Here is a 20,986-nt window from a genome sequence, read left to right as displayed (position 1 = left end):
AATGGCGAACAACAAATTATTTCAATGAAATCAATGCCTTAGCTGGGTTTTCCACCAGATATCCAGATCGAAAAACCTTTGAAATGAGCAACTTAGCGCGCACACTCAAAGTGCACGGCCGGGGCTTTGTGGATAACCCCCGCAGAGGCGCTGCAATGCCAACGGTCACAAGGCCGCGGAGCAGGCCACGCCAGCGGCCGCCGCGGACGGGCCTTGCACCGGCCGCTGGCGGCGCCCCCTCGAAGGGGGGTGGCGCAACAGCGCGCAGCGCGTGGAGCCTGGGGGGGGCCCAGTTCTTTAGAGGATGTAGCGCGAGAGGTCTTCGTCGCGGCTGAGGGCCGACAGGCGCTCGTCCACGAAAGCGGCGTCGATGGTGACGCTCTGCCCTTGCAGCCTGGCGGCGCCGAAGCTGACTTCCTCCAGCAGGCGCTCCATCACCGTGGACAGGCGGCGGGCGCCGATGTTCTCGGTGGACTCATTGACGGCGAAGGCGATCTCGGCCAGCCGCGCGATGCCGTCGGGCCGGAAGTCGAGCGCCACGCCCTCGGTGGCCAGCAGCGCCTGGTACTGGCGCACCAGCGAGGCGTCGGTCTGCGTCAGGATGGCCTCGAAGTCCCGCACCGACAGCGAGGCCAGCTCGACGCGGATCGGCAGGCGCCCCTGCAATTCGGGGATCAGGTCGCTCGGCTTGGCGAGGTGGAAGGCGCCGGAGGCGATGAACAGGATGTGGTCGGTGCGCACCATGCCGTACTTGGTGCTGACGGTGGTGCCCTCGACCAGCGGCAGCAGGTCGCGCTGCACGCCCTGGCGCGACACCTCGGCCGTGCCGCCGTTCTCGCTGCGCGAGGCCACCTTGTCGATCTCGTCGATGAAGACGATGCCGTTCTGCTCCAGGTTCTGCACCGCCTGCACGCGGATCTCGTCCTCGTTGACGAGCTTGCCGGCCTCCTCGTCGACCAGCAGCTTCATCGCCTCGCCGATCTTCACGCGCCGCTGCTTGCGCCGGCCGCTGGCGAGGTTGCCCAGCATGCCCTTGAGCTGCTCGGCCATGTCCTCCATGCCGGGCGGGCCCATGATCTCCATGGTGGGCGCGGGCTGGGCGAGTTCGATCTCGATCTCCTTGTCGTCGAGCTGGCCCTCGCGCAGCTTCTTGCGGAAGGCCTGGCGCGCGGCGCCGCCTTCGGCGGGGGCGCTGCTGCCGTCGGCGTTGCGGGCGGGCGGGATCAGCACGTCGAGCACGCGGTCCTCGGCCAGGTCCTCGGCGCGCGTGCGGTGCTGGCGCATCGCCTGCTCGCGCGCCTGCTTGACGGCCATCTCGGCCAGGTCGCGGATGATCGAATCGACGTCCTTGCCGACGTAGCCCACCTCGGTGAACTTGGTGGCCTCCACCTTGATGAAGGGCGCGCCCGCCAGCTTGGCCAGCCGGCGCGCGATCTCGGTCTTGCCGACGCCGGTGGGGCCGATCATGAGGATGTTCTTGGGCGTGATCTCGGGCCGCAGCTTTTCATCCACCTGCTGGCGCCGCCAGCGGTTGCGCAGCGCGATGGCCACGGCGCGCTTGGCGTCCTGCTGGCCGACGATGTGGCGGTCGAGTTCGGAGACGATCTCCTGCGGCGTCATGGAGGACATGGCGTGGCCCTGGCGGAAATTTATAAGAAATCGGGCTCCAGCGCCCGTCTGGCGCGCGCTGGCAGCTATTTAATCAGTAGCAAATCAGAGTGTCTCGACGGTGTGGTGCATGTTGGTGTAGATGCACAGCTCGCCGGCGATCTCCAGCGCCTTCTTCACGATCTGGTCGGCCGGCAGCTCGGTGTGGTCGAGCAGCGCCTTGGCCGCCGCCTGCGCGTAGGCGCCGCCGGAGCCGATGGCGACCAGGCCGTGCTCGGGCTCCAGCACGTCGCCATTGCCGGTGATGATGAGCGAGGCCTCCTTGTCGGCCACGGCCAGCATGGCCTCCAGGCGGCGCAGCACGCGGTCGGTGCGCCAGTCCTTGGTCAGCTCGATGGCGGCGCGCGTCAGGTGGCCCTGGTGCTTGTCCAGCTTGGCCTCGAAGCGCTCGAACAGCGTGAAGGCGTCGGCCGTGGCGCCGGCGAAACCCGCCAGCACCTTGCCGTGGTGCAGCTTGCGCACCTTGCGCGCCGAGCCCTTGACGACGATGCTGCCCAGGGTGACCTGCCCGTCGCCACCGATGGCGACCTGCCAGCCTTCAGGGGTGCGCCGGCGGACGCTGACGATGGTGGTGCCGTGAAAGGGTTCCATCATGGGCAAATGAAGGCGTGTGTGCGGGAATCAAGGTCATAACGACCCAAAGAACCGAACGGCCGCGGAGCAGGCCATGCCAGTGCACCCGTGGCCGGGGTCTCCCCGGCCAGTGGGTGCGCCCCCTTGGGGGGGTATGCCGGAACATCGCGCAGCGAGTGGAGCAACGGGGGTGGGTCAATCGCTGCGCAGGACCACGCGCGCGGCGTCGGTGATGCCGATCACGCCGAAGAAGGCCGCCACCAGGCGGTTGACCTGGCGGAAGCTGACCGGGCGGCCGGCGCCCTTCTGGTCCATCGACCAGTTCAGCAGATCGCCGGCGGCGCCGAAGTCCACGCGCAGCAGCTGGCGGCAGTTGAGCTCGATGGCCGTGGTGGCGCTGCCGATGCACACCTGCGTGAGCGCGCCGTCGGCCGAGTTCAGCAGTTCGCCCGCCAGCTCGCCGTGCGCCACGCCGTCCTCCAGCGAATGGGTGGTCGCGCCCATGACGTCGGTCGCCCCGAAGCCGCGCGAGGGCAGCGCCAGCGATGCCTGAAGCTCCTCGCTGGGCGGCGGCACCGTATCGCCCGCCTCGGTCATCGGGCTGTAGCTGTTCTTCGGGTCTTCCCAGGCCGGCGGCGAGACTTCGTAGGTGACGCAGTAGTTGAGCGCCACCAGCTCGAACTGGTCCATGTCGCCCAGCACCCGCAGCAGCGCCAGCCGCGCCTGCCACCAGAGCGTGTCCACCTGGCGGTCGTCCGTGGGCGAGTTGTCGGCCAGCACCTGCAGCAGCTGCTCGCCGCCCAGGAACTTGAAGCGCACCGGCTCGCCGGCCCAGCGCCGGAAGACCTCGTGCAGGGCCGGCAGGGCCGCCGGCTCGATGGCCTTGAGGTGGCGCCAGTCGATGCGCCAGGGCGGAGCATGGCGCGCCAGCGTGGCGTTGAGCGCGGCCACCGTCTGCACCCCCATGGTGGACGGGCAGCTCCAATGGAACCGGGCGGCGCTGGCGGCGGGCGCGGCGGCCGCGATGGCCGGCGCCGGACGGCTGCCCGGCGCCGTCTCGGCGCCCCATTGCGGCGCCGAACGGCCGAAGCGCGCCGCGAAGTGCAGCGCGGTGTCGTCGAACTTGTCCTGCTGGCCGGTGGCGCGGTAGAGGTCGAACAGGGTCAGCCAGGTGTCCACGTCGTCCTCGCGCCCGCCGCCGTCGGCCACCAGGTCGCGCAGGCCGGCCTCGGCGCCATCGGCATCGCCGTTGGCGAAGCGGATCGCGGCCTCCTCGATGGCCGGGTCCAGCTTGGCCTCGGCGGTGACTTCGACCTGGAAATCGCCCAGCCCCCCGAACGCGCCCCAGCCAGGCTGCGCGGCGGCCGGCGGCGCCACGGCGGCGCCATCGAGTGCCGCGCCGACGGTCGCCGCGGCCTCGTCATCCTGCGCCGCCTGCCGGGCGCGGGCGCGCTCCTCCATCTCGGCCTCGAAGCTGGCGTAGTCCATGCGCTGCGTGGGCACGAACGCCTGCACCGCCACCGGCTCCAGCCGCGCCGCATCGGTGCCGGCAGCCGCTTCGGGGCGCTCCAGCGGCATCGGGTCGGTCTTGTCGTAGGCGCGGGCGAACGGCGGGCGCGACTCGGCCGCCGGGGCCGGAGCCGCGCCGGCTTCCTGCGGCGCGCCGCCGCCGTCGCCGTTCTGGCGACGGAACCAGGCGGTGGACATCTGAGCCTCGATCTCGTCGATCTTCTTCAGCGTGCGGGCGCGCTCGCCGGTGTTGGCGGGCTGGCTGCTGGGGTAAAAGGACGGCTGGCCGGGCACCCCGTCCTCGGCCGTGAAGGCCTCCTTGCGGCGGAGCTTGCGCAGCATGTCGAACTCGCGGTTGCGCACGAAGTCATTGCGCCGCTTGCGCTCGATCATCTCCTTGAGCGCCAGCCGGGACTGGGCGTCGCCGGCATCCGTCTCGGGGCGGTCGAGGTCGGACCAGTGGGTGGTCGGGCTCTTGACGAACTTGACCACCTTCGACAGCAGGCCGCTGCCGTTGTTGCCGCCTTGATCCGTTTCCTTGCTCATCCTTGCCGACTCATCCGTGGCGCCCGAAACCCATGGAGCCCAAGGGCCGCGGAGCAGGCCACGCCCATGCGCTCCTGGCCGGAGCCTCCCCGGCCAGCGGGCGCTCCCCCTGGAGGGGGCGGCGCATGGAGACACGGGGGTAGGCCATTTCAGTCGCCAAACATCTTCTGCTTCATCTCGCGCCGCTGCTGGGCTTCGAGCGAGAGCGTCGCGGTGGGGCGCGCCAGCAGGCGGGGCACGCCGATGGGCTCGCCCGTCTCGTCGCAGTAGCCGTAGTCGCCGGCGTCGATGCGGGCGATGGACTGCTCGATCTTCTTGAGCAGCTTGCGCTCGCGGTCGCGCGTGCGCAGCTCCAGCGCGTGCTCTTCCTCGATGGTGGCGCGGTCGGCGGGGTCGGGCACGACCACCGTGTCGTCGCGCAGGTTCTCGGCGGTCTGGCCGGCATTGGCCAGGATGCCGTCTTTCAGCTCGACCAGCTTGAGGCGGAAGAACGCCAGCTGCTTGTCGTTCATGTACTCGCCATCGGGCATGGCGATGACTTCGGCATCGCTCAGTTGCTCGACGGGCTTGGTCTTCCAGTTGTTGGCCAGCTTGGGGTCTTTCTTGACCGCCACCGGCATGGGGGGAGCAGCAGCAATGGGCATGGGCAGGATTTTGGGGGCAACGGGCGGCGGATGCACGGCAGGCGCGGCCACGGCCGGCTTCTTGCGGACAGGCGCCGCCGCCGGCTTGGCCTTGGCCGCCGGCGCGGACGGCTTGGCGCCGGGCGCGCGCTGAGCCGCCGGCGCCTTGGCGACGGGCGTCTTGGCCGCCGGCTTGGCGGGTGGGGCCTTGGCCTGGGCCTTGGCCGGGCTCTTCGCAGCCACGGATTTCACTTCGGGTGTCTCCTGTCGATGCAGCCGCAGCGCAGCGCCGGCATCGACCGCGTGTCAGGCGAACCGAGCGGGGTCGTACTCGTTTCGCGCAAAAACCCTCTTATAGACCTTCTTGGGCGGCTCCACCAGACGGGCCGGCGCACGGCCGGCCAGTTCAGAGGCGGCGATTGTATAGACCTGGCCGCCGCGCGGCGCCGGCGCGCGCCACGGCCGCGGCCAAACTGCGCAAAACGCCTCATTCGGCCGCGCCCGGCGGCGGCGTCACGCGAGGCACTGCTCCAGGCCCTGCAGGAGGATGTCGCGCGGCAGGTCGATGCCGATGAACACCATCCTGCTCGTGCGCGGCTCGCCCTCCTTCCAGGCCGGCCCGAGGTCGCTGCCCATGAGCTGGTGCACGCCCTGGAAGATGACCTTGCGCTCGGTGCCCTTCATCCACAGCACACCCTTGTAGCGCAGCATGCGCGGGCCGTAGACGTTGACGATGGCGCCCAGGAAGTCCTCCAGCTTCGCCGGGTCGAACGCCCGCTCGCTGCGGAACACGAAGCTCTTGACGTCGTCGTCGTGGTGATGGTGGTGCGCGTGGCCGTGCCGGTGCGACGGGTGGTCGCAGTGCTCGCCATGCGCGTGGTCGTGATCGTGATCGTGGCCGTGTTCCTCCTCGGCCAGGAAGTCGGGGTCGATGTCCAGCCTGGCGTTCAGGTTGAAGCCGCGCAGGTCGAACACCTCCTGGATCGGCACCTCGCCGAAGTGCACCACCCGCTGCGGCGCGCGCGGATTCATGTGCTTCAGCCGGTGTTGCAGCGCCGCCAGCTCGCCGGCCGCCACCAGGTCGGCCTTGCTGATGAAAATCCGGTCGGCAAAGCCCACCTGGCGCTGCGCCTCCACCCGGTCATCGAGCTGCTGGCCGGCATGCTTGGCGTCCACCAGGGTGACGATGGCGTCCAGCAGGTAGCTCTCGGCGATCTCGTCGTCCATGAAGAAGGTCTGCGCCACCGGGCCGGGATCGGCCAGGCCCGTGGTCTCGATGACCACGCGCTCGAAGTCCAGCTCGCCCCGGCGCCGCTTGGCCGCCAGGTCGGACAGCGTGGCGCGCAGATCCTCGCGGATGGTGCAGCAGATGCAGCCGTTGCTCATCTGGATGATCTGCTCCCGGGCGTCGGCGACGAGGATGTCGTTGTCGATGTTCTCCTCGCCGAACTCGTTCTCGATCACGGCGATCTTCTGGCCGTGCGCCTCGGTCAGCACGCGCCCCAGCAGCGTGGTCTTGCCCGAGCCGAGGAAGCCGGTGAGGATGGTGGCGGGAATCAGGGACATGGCGGGGCGGGTGCAGGGCAAAGCAGGCAGTTTAGCGGCGCCTCGGCGCGCAGCGGCATCACTTGCGCCGCGCACGCGGGTGCGCCGCGTCGTAGGCCTTGGCCAGGTGCTGGAAGTCCAGCCGCGTGTACACCTGCGTGGTGCCGATGTGGGCGTGGCCCAGCAGCTCCTGCACCGCGCGCAGGTCGCCGCTGGATTGCAGCACGTGGCTGGCGAACGAATGGCGCAGCATGTGCGGGTGCACCGGCGTGGCCAGGCCGGCCTGCAGGCTGCGGCGCCTCAGGCGCTGCCAGACCGACTGCGCCGTGAGGCGCGTGCCGCGCCGGCCGATGAACAGCGCCTGCGCCGCGTCGCCGACGGCCGCCTCGCCGCGCAGCGCCAGCCAGCGCCCCAGCGCCTGGGCGGCGGCGCGCCCCAGCGGCACGGCGCGGCGCTTGCCGCCCTTGCCCTGCACCTGCACCTCGGCGGCCTGCACGTCGATCCAGCCGCGGCCGGCGCGCAGGGCGCCGTCGCTGGGCGCCACGTCCAGGCCGATCAGCTCGCCCACGCGCAGGCCGCTGCCGTAGAGCAGCTCGACCATCGCCGCGTCGCGCGCGTCCAGCCACGGGTCGCCGGCCTCGTCCGCGTGCTCGGCCAGCTGCACCGCCTCGTCCACGCCCAGCGCCTTGGGCAGCGGGCGCGGCTGGCGCGGCGCGCGCACGTCCTGCACCGGGTTGGCCTTGATCAGGCCCTCCCGCCCCAGCCAGGCGTAGAAGCCGCGCCAGCCCGACAGGATGAGCGCGATCCCGCGCCCGCTGCGGCCCGCCGCATGCATGCGCGCCGCCCAGTGGCGGACGTGGTGGCCCTGCACCGCCGGCAGCGCCACGCCGGCGCCGGCGGCGAAGCGCGCCAGCTTGTCCAGGTCCAGCCCGTACAGCGTGGCGGTGCGCTCGGCCAGGCGCTTCTCGACGCGCACGTGCGCCAGGTAGCGCGCCACCAGGGCGGCGTCATCGGCGGAAAGGGCTGGCGTCTCCATGCTACGCCAATGATAGCTGCTGGCGCTTGACTGGCAAGCGCTGGAGGCCGATTCGGCTTGAAATATCAGGTATCGCGGACACGCGACAGCGCGGCACTGGCCAGCTCGGCGATGCGCTCCAGGAAGTCGGTCGCCATGCCGGCCTGGTAGCGCTGGCTGTCGGGAGAGGCCAGCACCAGCAGGCCGAAGGCCGGCGCGGCGGCGCTGGCGCGCAGGGGGATCAGCGCCAGCGAGGCGGCGGCCTCGGGGTCGTCGAGCCACTGCACGGCGTCGAAGCCGGCGTTGACGCCGCAGTACGGCGTGGCCAGCGAGCCGGCCAGGCTGCGCACGTCCTCGCTGGCGCCCTGCGCGAACGGCTCGCCGGCGTAGACCTCGGCCACGTCCCACAGCTTCAGGGCCGCCTGCGGCACGCTGAACTGGCTCCTGATCTCGCTCACCAGCACCGCCGGCAGGTCCACCGGCCGCGCCACCAGGAACATCTGGCGCGACCAGCGCAGCAGCTTGTCGGCGATCAGCATGTTCTCGTTGCCGTGGCGCATCATCTCCATCAGGCGCTGCTCCAGCAGCTTGATCTTGTCGCGCAGCATCTCGGCCTGGCGCTCCTGCAGGCTGACGGCGCGCCCGCCGTGCGGGCTGGTGAGCTGCACCGCGCTCAGCAGGCTGGCGTGGCGCTCGAAGAAATCCGGCCGCTGGACCAGGAACTCGGCGATGTCTTCTTCGGTGATGGGTGGTGGCTGCATGGCTTGGCGGCAGGTCAGGGGTTGTCGGGAGGAAGGTCGGGCACGTCGATGCGGCCCTCGAACACGGTTTCGGCCGGGCCGGTCATGCGCACGGGGTCAGTGGCGCCGCCGGCCCACTCGACGGCGAGCCGGCCACCGCGCGCCTGCACCTCGACGCGCGCATCGAGCAGGCCCAGGCGGATGCCCGCCACCACCGCCGCGCAGGCGCCGGTGCCGCAGGCCAGCGTCTCGCCAGCGCCGCGCTCGTACACGCGCAGGCGCACGCGGCCGCGATCGACCACCTGCATGAAGCCGGCGTTGACGCGCTCGGGAAACGCCGGGTGGCGCTCGATCAGCGGGCCTTGCACCAGCACGGGCGCGGCGTCCACATCCTGAACCAGGGTGACGGCGTGGGGGTTGCCCATGGACAGCACCGCTACATCAACGATAGCTGCCGGCGCTTGACTGGCGGGCGTTGGAGGCCGATTTGGCTCCAAATCCAGCGGCCACACCCGCCACGGGCCGAACGGCACCGGCTGCCGGCCCGCCGCATCGAAGGGGATCGCGGGCAAGTCGAACACCGGCGCGCCCATGTCCACGGTGACGCTGCCGTCGGCCTGCTCGGTCAGCTCGATCACGCCGCGCCGGATGCGCACGCGCACGCTGCGCTTGGTCGTCAGGCCGCGCTCGCGCACATAGCGCACGAAGGCGCGCGCGCCGTTGCCGCAGTGCTCCACCTCGGCGCCGTCGGCGTTGTGGATGACGTACTCGAAGTCCACGTCGGCCGAGGGCGCCGGCCGCACGCTCAGGATCTGGTCGGCGCCGACGCCGAAGTGCCGGTCGGCCAGCCAGCGGTACTGCTCGGGTGCCAGATTCAGCGGGCCGGCGGTCTCGTCGAGCACGACGAAATCGTTGCCCGCGCCCTGCATCTTGGTGAAGCGGATGCGCATGGGCGGATTATCGGCGCATCGTCCGGCGGCTCCGCCGCGCACGGTGCTTCGTGCCCGGCACGTCAATCCATCTCGGACGCCGGCGCCCCGCACAGGTTTCTTTCGTCGAGTTTGCGCGCGCTGGTCAGCCGGACACGCTGCGTGCCGCTGCCGGCTTTCTTCAACTCCCGCACCGAAACCGCGCATTTTTTCAAGGCAGTGGACCACAGCGACTCGATCTCGTAGTCACGGCCCGGCTCGAGCGTGAAACGAAACGCCACCCGGCAAAACAACCGGCCCGCGCCGGTATTGAGCGTGAACGCCAGCGGCCGCCCAGCCGGCAGCACGAATTCCGAGCTGAACCTGTCTCCGGCGTCCAACGGCAGCGGCATGCCCAGGTGCGTCGCCTCGGAAGGCCCAGGTATGCCGAAGCGCATCACCCCCTCGGGAGACGCCGGGCAGGTGGACAGATCGGCAACGTGAAGGTGCGTCCCCCGGCCGCCCGCGCGGTACTGAGGCACAGGCGCGCTCACCAGGCGCAGCCTCGCCACCGGCTGCCCCGGCGGAGGCTCGTACACCGTGGTGCACCCCGCCAGCACGACCGCGCCGACCGCCAGGGCCAGTGCCCGCAAGTCCGCTCCGTTCATCGTCCCTCTCCTCTCTTCGTTCCAGAACCCGTGTTCAGCCACCGAACAGCCCCCCCGCCCCCTGCGGCGGCGCCACACCCAGGTGCCGGTACGCCGCCAGCGTGGCCACGCGCCCGCGCGGGGTGCGCTGCAGGAAGCCCTGCTGGATCAGGTAGGGCTCGATCACGTCCTCGATGGTGCCGGGCTCCTCGCCGATGCTGGCGGCGATGTTGTCCAGGCCCACCGGGCCGCCGTCGAAGCGGTGGATCACCGCCTCCAGCAGCCTGCGGTCCATCACGTCGAAGCCCTCCGGGTCCACGTCCAGCAGGGCCAGCGCGTCGTGCGCGACGCGGTGCGTGATGCGGCCCTGGCCCTTGACATCGGCGAAGTCGCGCACGCGGCGCAGCAGCCGGTTGGCGATGCGCGGCGTGCCGCGGCTGCGGCGGGCGATCTCGAAGGCGCCCTCCGGCTCGGTCTCCACCCGCAGCAGCCCGGCCGAGCGGGTGACGATGCGCGTCAGCTCCTGCGGCGTGTAGAACTCCAGCCGCAGGGCGATGCCGAAGCGGTCGCGCAGCGGGTTGGTCAGCATGCCGGCGCGCGTGGTGGCGCCGACCAGGGTGAAGGGCTGCACGTCCAGCTTGATGCTGCGCGCGGCCGGGCCCTCGCCGATCATGATGTCGATCTGGTAGTCCTCCAGCGCGGGGTAGAGGATCTCCTCCACCACGGGCGAGAGGCGGTGGATCTCGTCGATGAAGAGAACGTCGTTCCTCTCCAGGTTGGTCAGCAGCGCGGCCAGGTCCTTGGGCTTCTCCAGCACGGGGCCGCTGGTCTGGCGCAGGTTCACGCCCAGCTCGTGCGCGACGATGTGGCTGAGCGTGGTCTTGCCCAGGCCCGGCGGGCCGAACAGCAGCACGTGGTCCAGCGCCTCGCCGCGCTTTCTGGCGGCGCCGATGAAGATGGCCAGCTGCTCGCGCGCCTTGGCCTGGCCGACGTATTCCTCCAGCAGCCTGGGGCGCAGCGCGCGCTCCAGCGCCTCCTCGCGCGCGGAAGCCGCCGCGCCCGACACCACGCGCGGCGCGGGGGTTTCAGGCGGCAGCGCGAAATCGTCGACGGTGATGCTCATGGCCGCCATTCTGACGCATCGCCCCGCCGCATGACTCGGCGCGGGCAGCTATTCTATCGATAGCTGCCCGCGCTTTACCCGCGCCGCCTGGAGGCCGATACAACCCCAAACTACTGCGTCAGCCAGGTGCTGGCGCCACGGTAGAAGGCGCGGTTGAAGCGCCCGTATAAGTCAACGCCATTGGGGTTCTCGCAGCTGGCGCTGCCGCCGGTCAGCGAACCGACCACGTAAAGCGCGCTGCCACCCGCGCTCGCGAAAATCGCCGAGCCGCTGCTGCCGCCCTCCGTCGTGCCCCTCGTCCAGCCGATCTGGAACATGTTGCCGCCGTCCACGCTGGCGCTGCTGCAACTGGTGTCGCCGCAATTGGCGTAGCCGGTGATGGTGCCCACGCTGTACTTCTGCAAGTCGCCGCGCGGATGGTGCACGCCCGCCACCCCCACGCCCGTCACCGCGCCGTCGCCGAAGTACGAGCCCGCGTACACCACGTTGGCGGGCGGCTGGCTGTTGAGCCGCAGCAGCGTGGCGTCCACCGACGAGTCGGAGTACAGCAGCTGCGCGCCGCCGGTCACGCGCGCCATCGCCGGGTCCACCTCCGGCGAGCCGTTGCACGACGCGGCGCGGAAGAACCAGTAGGTCACCAGCGTGGAGGCCACGGCCTGCGTGGAGATGCAGTGGTTGGCCGTCAGGAAGTACGGCGTGCGGCTGCCGCGCGTGTCGTTCAGCAGCGTGCCGGTGCACATGTAAGTGCCGTCCGCCTCGGTGAACAGCATCTTGGCGACCGAGCGGCTCTCGGTCTGCAGATCGGCCGAGCACATCACGTCCAGGTTGCAGCTGGCCGCGTCGCCGATCTCGGCGGCGTCCTTCACCGTCCGCGTCAGGTGCGACAGCCGGGGCACGGCCAGTTGCAGCTGGCCGGCATCGGCGCCGGCGGGCAGCTGCACCTCCAGCGTGCTCACGGCGCCGTCGGTGTCCGGCCCCCAGACCATGCGGGCGTCGTCGCCCGCGAGCCCGCCCGCCTCGTTGCGCTGGCGCAGCGCCTGCAGCTCGGCCGCCGACATCTCCACCACGGGCGAGCCGCTGGCGCCATAAAAGCGCAGCACCGCGCCATCGGGCAGCTGCCGCACCAGCACGCCGAGGCGGATGGCCTGCGCGCCCTCGGCGGCAAACGCCAGCGCCGCCACCTGGGCGCCGCCTTCCAGCTTGCTCCAGCGCAGCCTCGCCGACAGCTCGGCCGGGCTGGCGGTGGCGGCCACGGCGCGCCCTTCGCCGATCTTCAGCGCCACGCCCTTGTCGGCCTGCGGCACGGTCTTGGCGCCGGCCAGCGCCCCGAGCGCCACGCGCGGCACCGCCGCCCCCGCGGGCAGGCGGCTGGCCGCCGGCGCGGCCTGGGACGCCGCGAGGAGCTTGGTCGCGGTGTCCAGCGGCTCGATGCGGTCGATCGCCGGCGCCGCCGGCGTGGGCGAGGGGCTGGTCGTTTCGGCGCTGTCCGAGCCGCCGCCGCAAGCCGCCAGCGCCAGCGTGGCGGCGAATGCGGACCAAAGAACGTGTCGCTTGTTCATCAGATGCTCTCCGTGCAAGAAATCGGGATTCGGTAGGGACAGGGGCCATGGGCCGGACCTGTGCTGCTGGCTCGGCCCAGACCACTACCCAGACAAGTCCCCCACGGAAGCGATGCGTGGCTATTCTGCCAACGATTCGGCCCACGCCACCGGCACCCAATTGATACCGTCTGTGACGCCACGCCCGGCACCCGGCCGCGCCCGCGCCCGCGCCCGCTACGCGAACGAGCTTTCGAGCAGCGCGCTCCGCCTGGCGCCCCCCGCCATCGCCTGCGCCAGCTCTGCCTGGCTGGCCGCCCCCTCTGGCGCGAACATCGCCATCGCCTGCACCAGTTGCTGGATGGCATTTCGCTCCAGGCCGCCAGCGCCCGCCGACTCCCCGGCGCCCAGCGCCTGGCCAAGGTGCGCAAGGCTGCCGGCCGCCGCCAGCAGCGGCTTGAAGGCGAACGCGCCCGACGACTCCAGCCCGGCCCCGCCACCGCTCCCCGTCCCGCCCAGGTTCGCGCCCAGGCCATCCCACCCGGCTTCGGCCCACGTCCGCAGCGGCTTGATGGCCATAGGCGCCGCGCCCGCGCTCTTGGTCATCTGGGATTGCCGCACCATCTCCGCATGATCCCAGCTCGCACCGTCGGCGAACCTGATCCGCTCGATCCAGCCCGCCTTCAAAAGCGTGCTCAGCCCCAACGTCACGGTGATCTTCTCTCCCGTCGGCTTGACCGTGATCTGCATGCTTCCCAGCGAAGTCCTCGTGATCTCCACGTCGCCGGCATAGACGTCCGTGAACTCGATGGTGTCGTTGCCGCCCAACTCGACGATGACGTCATCGCCATCGCCCTTGCTCCAGCGGTAGGTGTCGTTGCCCAGTCCGCCCGTCAGCGCATCGCTGCCCTGGCCACCGATCAGCAGATCGTCGCCCGAGGTGCCCCACCGGATGTCCGCCCCGGACGTGCCGGATACCGCGTTGAGCACCGGGTTGGCCGCCACGTTCAGGGAGAAGGTCTGCGATGCGCTGGCGCCGGCGAGATCGGTGGCGGTCACGCGGATATCCAGCGTGCCGGCATGGCCCTGGGGAACTTGCGCGCTGCTCAGGGCGCCAGTGGCGGGGTCGAACCGGAGCCAGTACGGCAACGGGCGGCCGTCGGCGAGTTCAGCGCGGTAGCCGAGCTGGTCGCCTGCATCGGGATCGGTGAAGGCGCCCGCCGGCAGGCTGTAGGACCAGGCATCCCATTCGCGCGTGCCTTGCGCCGGAATGGCCGCGCCCACGACAGGCGCGTGGTTGCCCGCCGGCGGCAGGATGGTCAGCGTCAGGCCCTGGCTGGCGCTCTCGCCGGCCAGGTCGGTCGCGGTGACCGTGATGTGCACGTCCCCCGCGCTGCCCGCCGGCGGCGTGCCGCTGAAGGTGCCGCTGGCCGCGTCGAAGCTCAGCCATGCGGGCAGCGGCGAGCCATCGGCCAGCATGGCCGCCAGGGTCAGCCTCTCGAACGGATCGACGGCCAGATCCGCATCCACGAAGGCGTCCGCGCCAACGGCGTAGCTCAGGGTGTCGCCTTCCTGGATGCTTTGCGCCGCCAGCGGCGCGCCGGCTTCGGGTGCGTCGTTGACATTGCGCACCCGCAGCGCGAAGGTCTGGTGAGCGCTGCCCGCGCCGTCGCTGGCGGTGACACGAACGGCCAGGGTGCCCACGTCACCGTTCTCCGGGGTGCCGCTGAAGGTGGCGCTGGCGGCATCGAACGCCAGCCACGAAGGCAGCGCGGCGCCATCGGCCATCGCGGCGCTCAGGCTCAGTGGATCGCCGTCGGGGTCGCTGAAGGCTTCGGCGGGTATGGCGAAGACGAAGGGGCTGCCTTCGTCGATGGACTGATCCGCGAGGGCCTCCCCGGCCACCGGCGCGCCATCCTCGGCGCCTTTGGCGCGGGCGATGGCCTCGTCCAGGGTGATTTCGGTGCCGTCGGCAAAGCGCAGGACGTCGATGCCGATGTCCTTGGCAGTGGTTCCATAAGGCTCGGCCTGCACGCTTGCCCGGTCTGCATCGAACACGATGGTCGCGGAATCACCCTCCCCCCAGGAAACCCGAATGGCGTTGAAATCTACCGGGGACCAGTCAATGGTCCACATATCCTCATCAGCACCAAATATCTTATCGCCCTTGTAGTTCACGCGCCCGATCCATTCAAATTTCAATGAATCTGGATCGACCCCATCTTGAAAACGCAGTACGTCTACATTGGGGTTGAGGTCCGCGTTATTGACATATCCATCTATATAATCTTCGTTCAAATCCACATGGACCTTGGTGAATCCACCATCCAGAATCACGTCGTGGCCAGTCCCCAATCCCACAAGATACGTATCCGCACCTGCGCCGCCGTTCATGAAGTCGTTGCCCGTGCCGCCGATGATGGCATCGCTGCCTTCGCTGCCGAAGATTTCGTCGTCGCCATCACCGCCTTCCAACCAGGCACCCAGGCCAATCGGCCGGCTCAGGATAACGCCATCCCAAGATCTGAACGCGTCTGAGTTCCACCAATCTTCGAACGTTTGTCGGTCGCTGGATATGTAGGCAGATGCATTGATGTAATCATTTCCGCCGCCGCCATCAATGCTGCCCACGAAGGCAAAAAGTTGGCTTCGCAAGCCCTCGGGTTCGTCAATATGCAAACAATCTGGCGCGTACTGAATGCTGTCGCCAAGCTCGTATGTGCCCGCAATCAATGTGGCGTCCCTGTCATAGCCGTGAGCAATGTGGTCATTGCCGCCACTGCCCGTGATGTTCTGCACGCGCAAAAACCCCTCCTCATCCCTCACCGTCTCCGTCCACTCGATCACCCGAGTTTCCCAGCGCGAAGACTTCACGACTTTATAGAACAGCATGGTCAAGCTGCCGTCGTCGTGGTCAATCAACTCCGTGTCCTGGGGCAATTGGAAGCTGGCCGTATCGGCAGACAGGCCCAGATACGCCAGCAATGCCCCAAGCGTCTTGAAATGCTTGGCCTTGACCAGATTCTTGCTGCTTGTGGTCACCTGCACCTTTTCCTTGCGACGATGCGTGATCGTCTCCCACGGCCCCACATTCAGGATGTTCGACGACCCCAGCTCGAAATCGCCGCTTGCCTGCTGGTTCTCGACAGACGTGCCAACGATATTCCGGATCACCCCGGTGGTCGAAAACAGCATGAAGCCCTCGCCCTGCGCCTGGTTGCTCATCATCTTTTGCTGCAGCAACCGCCCAAACTTCTCGCGCATGGCCTGCGGGTCGCTCCAGCCGTCATCGAGTGTGGGGTTGGCATCCACAACGGCGATGCCTTGCCCAATCAGCTCGCTCAATGTCACTTCGCCGCCTTGCGCATCTTTCAGGATGACGGTATTGGCGATGTAGCCATTGGCCCAGAAGGCATCCAGCGCATCCGGGGGCAAATCGCCCTGTTCAATCTGCCAGGCAATCTCCCCGTAATCCGACTGTGGCCAGAAATCCGCCACGACGAACACCGCATCGCCTGCCGCGCTGGCCACGATCAGATCGTGCCCGGCGCGATACAGCGCCAGGCTGCCCGCATCGTGGGCACCGATCAGCACTGTCGATGCCTCGCCATCCACGAACGCCAGCCGGTCAATGCCCTGGCCCAGCACGTAAACGTCATCGCCGCCATTGCCCTGCATCGTGTCCGCGCCCGCGCCGCCGCGCAGCAGGTCAGCACCCGCGCCACCCATCAGCGCATCGGACAGGGCGCGCCCATACAGCACGCCGCCTGCAGAACCCGTGTACAGCCAGACATAGCCGTCGCCCGCAATCGAGAGCCGGCCTGCCGTGCTCTGATAAAGAATGGTGTCCATGGGCAGCGTGTCGGCTGTGGTTAGGCGACTGCGAATGTCAGCCTGGCTCATGCGCGAGCCGTCCGCAAACGCAATCTCCACGTCCGCATGCACCAGGTCACCCAGCAGCACGTCCACGTGGCTGCCATCGCCCAGCTCGATCCGGAACTCGCCCGCATCGCCATCGGCGTGGCGCACGAACGTGAGCTGGCTGGCCGTCACGCCCTCGGGCATTTTCAGGGTGGATCGGCCCACGGGGTCCACCACCAAGGTATTGACCCCCGCGCGGATGGCGTAGCGGTCGTCTCCATTGCCGCCCGCATACACGTCAGCCCCGCCCATGCCGTCGATGCGGTCGTCGCCGTCCAGGCCCATGATCACCTCATCGCCCGCGCTGCCTTCAAGCACGTCGTTCAGCGGCGTGCCGTATTGCCAGCCCAGGCTGGGCGGCTGGGGCTGAGGCGTGGCGGCAATCAGGTCGGCCAGCTGTACCTGCGTGCCGTCGGCAAAGTGCAGCCACTGCACGGGCAGCGATGCCGCCACGTCACCGGCGCCATACACGTATTCCAGCGTCAGCACATCGCCTTCATCGGCCGAGTAGCCAATGTCGATCTGCCCGTCTCGAACCTGCACGCGCACATCAGCCAAGGTGATGCCTGCGCCAAAGTTGATCGTGGCCTGGTCTTCTGGCGCCGCGCCATAGCGGCTGGCGGCAAACAGGATGTTGTCGGCCCCGCCGCCCGCATTCACCTGGATGCGCGCCGCGCGAGCGCCAATGCGCACCGTGTCGTCCCCGCGCCCGGCGTTGACGGTGCTCGCGTCGCCCTCCACCACGATCACGTCATCCCCTCCCCCGCCGCGAACGTCGGCATTGGCATCCGTGCTGGTCAAGCTCACGCTCTGCGTGATGAGTGTGTCGGCCAGCTCATCGCGCGTCATGCGCACGCCGCCCACCTCGAACGTGCCCGAGTAGCCCCCCGCACCACCCACCATGGCCCGCTCGACCAGGACCGCGTTGTCCGCGTCGTCGCCATTGAAGACGAGCGAGCCATCGCTGGTGATGCCAGCCCGGCCGTTCACGATGACCAGGTTGTCGCCTTCGGTGTCGCGGATGTACTGGCGTCCGCCGCTGACCACGTAAACGTCGTCGCCCGCGCCGCCTTCGAGCGTGTTCTGGCCGCTGCCGCCATCGAGCACGTCGTTGCCTTCGCCGCCATTCAAATAGTCGTTGCCTTCGCCGCCGTCCAGGTAGTCGTTGCCTTTGCCACCCCGCAAACTGTCGTTGCCCGCGCCCCCATCGCACACGTCGTCGCCATTGCCGCCGATCAGCGTGTCATTGCCCGCGCCGCCATACAGCACGTCGTTGCCCGTCAGGGCGCTCACCGCGTCCGTCGAGTGCTCGTCCTCGCCCGCCAGCCAATCGTCACCCGCCCCGCCATACAGCACGTCGTTGCCGCCCTGCCCGAACAGCTTGTCGTCGCCGTCGCCGCCGTCCAGCACGTCGTTGCCGTGGTACTGCGCCTCCAGGCCGTCGTGGTCGCCCCACAGCTCGTCGCTGCCCGCGCCGCCATACAGCGCGTCGTCCTTGCCCATGCCGTACAGCACGTCATCCCCATCGCCGCCATCCAGCCGGTCATTGCCGTGGTACTCATAGGGCAGCTGCGCCAGCAGCGCATCGCCGATCAGCAGGTCGCCGCCGCTGCCACCGAAGATCACGTCGTCGCCGCCGTCGCCCCATACCTCATCGTCCCCCGCGCCGGCATCGATCACGTCGTTGCCGTGCAGCGCCGGATCCTTGAGCGCTTCGTCGAACGGCATGTTCTGCATATAAGCGCTGGAGCGGTCCTCGTCGTACGTGGCCATCAACCGCATGCGCGCCCACTCGTCGCCGTAGATCACGTCCTTGCCTTCGCCGCCCAGGATCACGTCGCTGCCGCCCAGCCCCGCCAGGTGGTCGTTGCCCTCGCCGCCGATGAGGTAGTCGCTCCCGCGCCCGGCCCACACGTGGTCATCGCCCTCTCCGGCGTCGATCACGTCCTGGTCGCTTTCGCTCTCGGCGTAGTACGTGTAGCCGCCTTCGGGGTTCTTCACGTAGGCGTTCTGCACGCGCAGATCGGCCCCGCTCTGCGAGGTCTCCACCCACCAGCGGCCCTGGTAGTTGGCCTCGCCGCCGTTGTAGGTGACCACCGTGTCCGCGCCGCGCACGTAGCCTTCCGGCGTGGGCGCCTGCTGCGCTGAGGTGTAGTGAACGGCGGCCATGTTGCTGACGATGATGTCGTTGCCGTCACCTCCGTATATCTCGTCGCTGCCCGCTCCGCCCCAGACCAGGTCGTCGCCCTCGCCGCCGTCCAGGTGGTCGTCATACTGTTCCCCGGACATGAAGTCGTTGCCCCCCAGGCCCCAGAAGCTGACCGCGCGGGTGTTGGCGTAGGTGGGACGCCACCCGCCCTGGCCGTCCGGCGCCAGGCCGCTCAGGCGCTGGAACGTACCGGGCGCGCCCAAGGTGTCCTGCCCGCCGACCATCACGTCGTTGGCCTCGTACCTGGGCTGCACGCCTGCGATGCTGCCGTCGCTTTCGAGCTGCCACGCCCGGTCCCCGGGCACCCCGCCGCCGCCGGCGATGAAGTAGCCCCCTTGCAGCGCGTAGACGCCCGGCTCGGCGGGCTGCGGCTGCTCGGGGGTGTCGGCCTGGGGCAGGTTCAGGCCCAGGGGGCTGGCTTGCTGGCTTTGCAGGCGCGACCAGCCCTGCACCACGATGCGCCCGGGCTTGTCCACGCCGGTGATGATGAGGTCGCCGGTTTCCGTCAGGGCGTAGCGCCAGTTTCCATCTTCGCTTTGCCAGGCGTTGGCGCCTACGGCCTCACCGCCGGTTAGCGTCACGCCATCCACCACGATGCTGCCCAGGCCGTCGGCGTCGATGACGGTGTCCACGCCCCAGGCGCCTTCCAGCACGTAGGTGTCTGTGCCCAACCCGCCGACCAGGGTGTCGGCGCCCGCGCCGCCTTCGAGGGTGTCGTTGCCTTCGCCGCCTTCGAGGTGGTCGTCGCCGCCCAATCCCTTCAAGGTGTCGTCGCCGGCGCCGCCGTAGAGGTGGTCGGCCTCGACGTCACCCATCAAGTCGGGGTCGTTGCCCTCGGTGCCAAAGATGAACCGGCGCGTGGGGGCCGTCGTGGAGGTGCGCGGGGAAATGATGAGCGTCTTGTCCAGCGTCTTGTCTTCGAACAGCAGCGGGTTGGCCATGCTCACCCCACCGGTCACGGCCAGGATGCGGTTGGTAGCGTCGGTGCCGGGGCTGTCGTCTTGGTTGGCCTTGACCAGCCAGCCCAGCATGGCGGCGCGGTCTTCGTACCACTTTTCGGTATAGGCGTATGCATAGCCGGTGTCGCCGTACAGGCGGGCGTTCTGGTCGGCCTGCCAGGCTGTGGCCAGATCGCCATGCGCACCTTTAAGGGCAGCCAGGGCGCCTGCATCGGTGGTGCTGATGACCACGGGGCTGAGGGTGTGCAGCGAAAGAAACTCGCCAAAGCCGGTCTTGGCGTGGGCTTGCAGGTTGGCGTAGTCGGTCGTGGGGATGAGGGTTACCTTGCCGGCCAGGGCCCCGAAGGCTGAGCTCTCGGTAAAAATTTTGAGATTTTGTTGATAGTCAATCCGCGACTGCGGCATGGTGCTATTTTCCCAATCACCGCCGTCATCGCCCACTGGCGTGCTGACGATGTTGTTGCCCAGCAGTTGGAGGCGCAAAGCATCAAGCATCCTTTCAAGGGATTCGCCGCTGACGTTGGATGCGGCTTCTGCAATAGCATTGAACTTGCCCAGGGTCAGACTGGTGTCCAGCTTCTGCATCGCAACGGCCAGGGCCAAACTGTCGGTTTGCTTATACAGAAAGTGGTTGCTGAAAGTCGGCGCCGGAGTTTCCTCGTTGAACACTTCAATTCGCTGACCCAACTGGGTAAACGTTGCGTCGTTGGTGGTCATATTCATGCCATTCATGGCATAAAAGTTGTCCATCTTTGCGGCATCTGGCAACTGCACGGTTCGACCCAGAACCTGCGCCAATTGGTTAATCGGGTGTCCGTAGAGCATGCCCGCCACTACACCTGCAACGGCGCCAATGGAGAACACGCCTGCACCATTGAAGGTGCTGGCATGAGCCACCTGGTTCGCGAACAGGCTGGTAAACACGGTGGTCAGGTGCCCGCCCAGTGAATGACCCACCACGTAGAGCTTGCCCGCCGCAATCGCCGCGCTGACTTCCAAGGCAATTTCGCCACTGGCCATTTTCTGAGTTGCGGGTGCAAATGGGGCAAGGTTGGGGCCGTCAGCCGAGACTTGCGAAACCGCCGTGCCCGCCGTGCTGGAGATGTCCAGCCACCAGTTCACCATGGCGGCCGATTGCTTGGAGGCCACACCAGATCCCAGCGCCAAGTCCAGATCGGCATTGACGATGTCGGTTCCGCTCTCAGTGCCCCGGTTGGCCAGATACAGGGCGCCCGTGCTCACGTCCTTGAATACAACGGCCTGGTAGTCGCTGACGGGGTCGCTCTTGACGGCGAGGATCTCGAAGCGGGCGGCGAACTGTTCGGCCAAGGGTCGGGTGATACGGCGGGCGAATTCATCGGCTCTGTCCTTTGCGCTCAGCCCCTTTTGCAGCGTTCCGACGTAGGCCAGATCAGCCAATAAACATTCAATGAAAGATTGTTCAATCGTTGTCATGTCTTAC

The 20,986-nt window shown here is 68.6% G+C and carries 12 protein-coding genes; all 12 read right to left on the bottom strand.

The window, feature by feature from the left end; translation table 11 throughout:
• Positions 1-297 precede the first annotated feature (297 nt).
• Positions 298-1,629, bottom strand: coding sequence for an ATP-dependent protease ATPase subunit HslU (gene hslU, locus QM772_RS14280; RefSeq protein WP_415137571.1), 1,332 nt, complete (start codon positions 1,627-1,629; stop codon positions 298-300).
• A gap of 84 nt (positions 1,630-1,713) precedes the next feature.
• Positions 1,714-2,259, bottom strand: a complete 546-nt coding sequence (gene hslV / locus QM772_RS14275; protein ID WP_415139596.1) for an ATP-dependent protease subunit HslV — start codon at positions 2,257-2,259, stop codon at positions 1,714-1,716.
• Positions 2,260-2,436: 177 nt separating this feature from the next.
• Positions 2,437-4,296 carry a hypothetical protein gene (locus tag QM772_RS14270; protein WP_415137569.1) on the bottom strand — a complete coding sequence of 620 codons (1,860 nt, stop codon included), beginning with the start codon at positions 4,294-4,296 and terminating at the stop codon, positions 2,437-2,439.
• Between the two features lie 149 nt (positions 4,297-4,445).
• Entirely contained in the window at positions 4,446-5,171 is a 726-nt protein-coding gene (gene dksA, locus QM772_RS14265; protein ID WP_415137567.1) for an RNA polymerase-binding protein DksA, read from the bottom strand.
• A 261-nt stretch (positions 5,172-5,432) separates the two neighbouring features.
• On the bottom strand, positions 5,433-6,485 hold the full coding sequence (locus tag QM772_RS14260) for a CobW family GTP-binding protein (protein ID WP_415137565.1): 1,053 nt from the start codon (positions 6,483-6,485) through the stop codon (positions 5,433-5,435).
• Between the two features lie 58 nt (positions 6,486-6,543).
• Positions 6,544-7,500 carry a tyrosine recombinase XerC gene (locus QM772_RS14255; protein ID WP_415137563.1) on the bottom strand — a complete coding sequence of 319 codons (957 nt, stop codon included), beginning with the start codon at positions 7,498-7,500 and terminating at the stop codon, positions 6,544-6,546.
• A 65-nt stretch (positions 7,501-7,565) separates the two neighbouring features.
• Positions 7,566-8,240: a DUF484 family protein gene (locus tag QM772_RS14250; protein WP_415137561.1), complete on the bottom strand. Its 675-nt coding sequence runs from the start codon at positions 8,238-8,240 to the stop codon at positions 7,566-7,568.
• 14 nt (positions 8,241-8,254) lie between these two features.
• Positions 8,255-9,169 (bottom strand): diaminopimelate epimerase, encoded by a 915-nt coding sequence (gene dapF, locus QM772_RS14245; protein WP_415137559.1) that lies wholly within the window; start codon positions 9,167-9,169, stop codon positions 8,255-8,257.
• 62 nt (positions 9,170-9,231) lie between these two features.
• On the bottom strand, positions 9,232-9,795 hold the full coding sequence (locus tag QM772_RS14240) for a hypothetical protein (RefSeq protein WP_415137557.1): 564 nt from the start codon (positions 9,793-9,795) through the stop codon (positions 9,232-9,234).
• Between the two features lie 34 nt (positions 9,796-9,829).
• Positions 9,830-10,897, bottom strand: coding sequence for a Holliday junction branch migration DNA helicase RuvB (ruvB, locus tag QM772_RS14235; RefSeq protein WP_415137555.1), 1,068 nt, complete (start codon positions 10,895-10,897; stop codon positions 9,830-9,832).
• A 110-nt stretch (positions 10,898-11,007) separates the two neighbouring features.
• Positions 11,008-12,456: a trypsin-like serine peptidase gene (locus QM772_RS14230; protein WP_415137553.1), complete on the bottom strand. Its 1,449-nt coding sequence runs from the start codon at positions 12,454-12,456 to the stop codon at positions 11,008-11,010.
• Positions 12,457-12,672: 216 nt separating this feature from the next.
• Complete coding sequence (locus tag QM772_RS14225) at positions 12,673-20,979, bottom strand: putative Ig domain-containing protein (protein ID WP_415137551.1); 8,307 nt, start codon at positions 20,977-20,979, stop codon at positions 12,673-12,675.
• Positions 20,980-20,986: the final 7 nt, after the last annotated feature.

It is taken from the genome of Ottowia sp. (assembly GCF_047601385.1).
Lineage (GTDB): Bacteria > Pseudomonadota > Gammaproteobacteria > Burkholderiales > Burkholderiaceae_C > Ottowia.
Note: the sequence above shows the minus strand (reverse complement) of the source record. Positions and strands in the feature narration are given on the sequence as shown.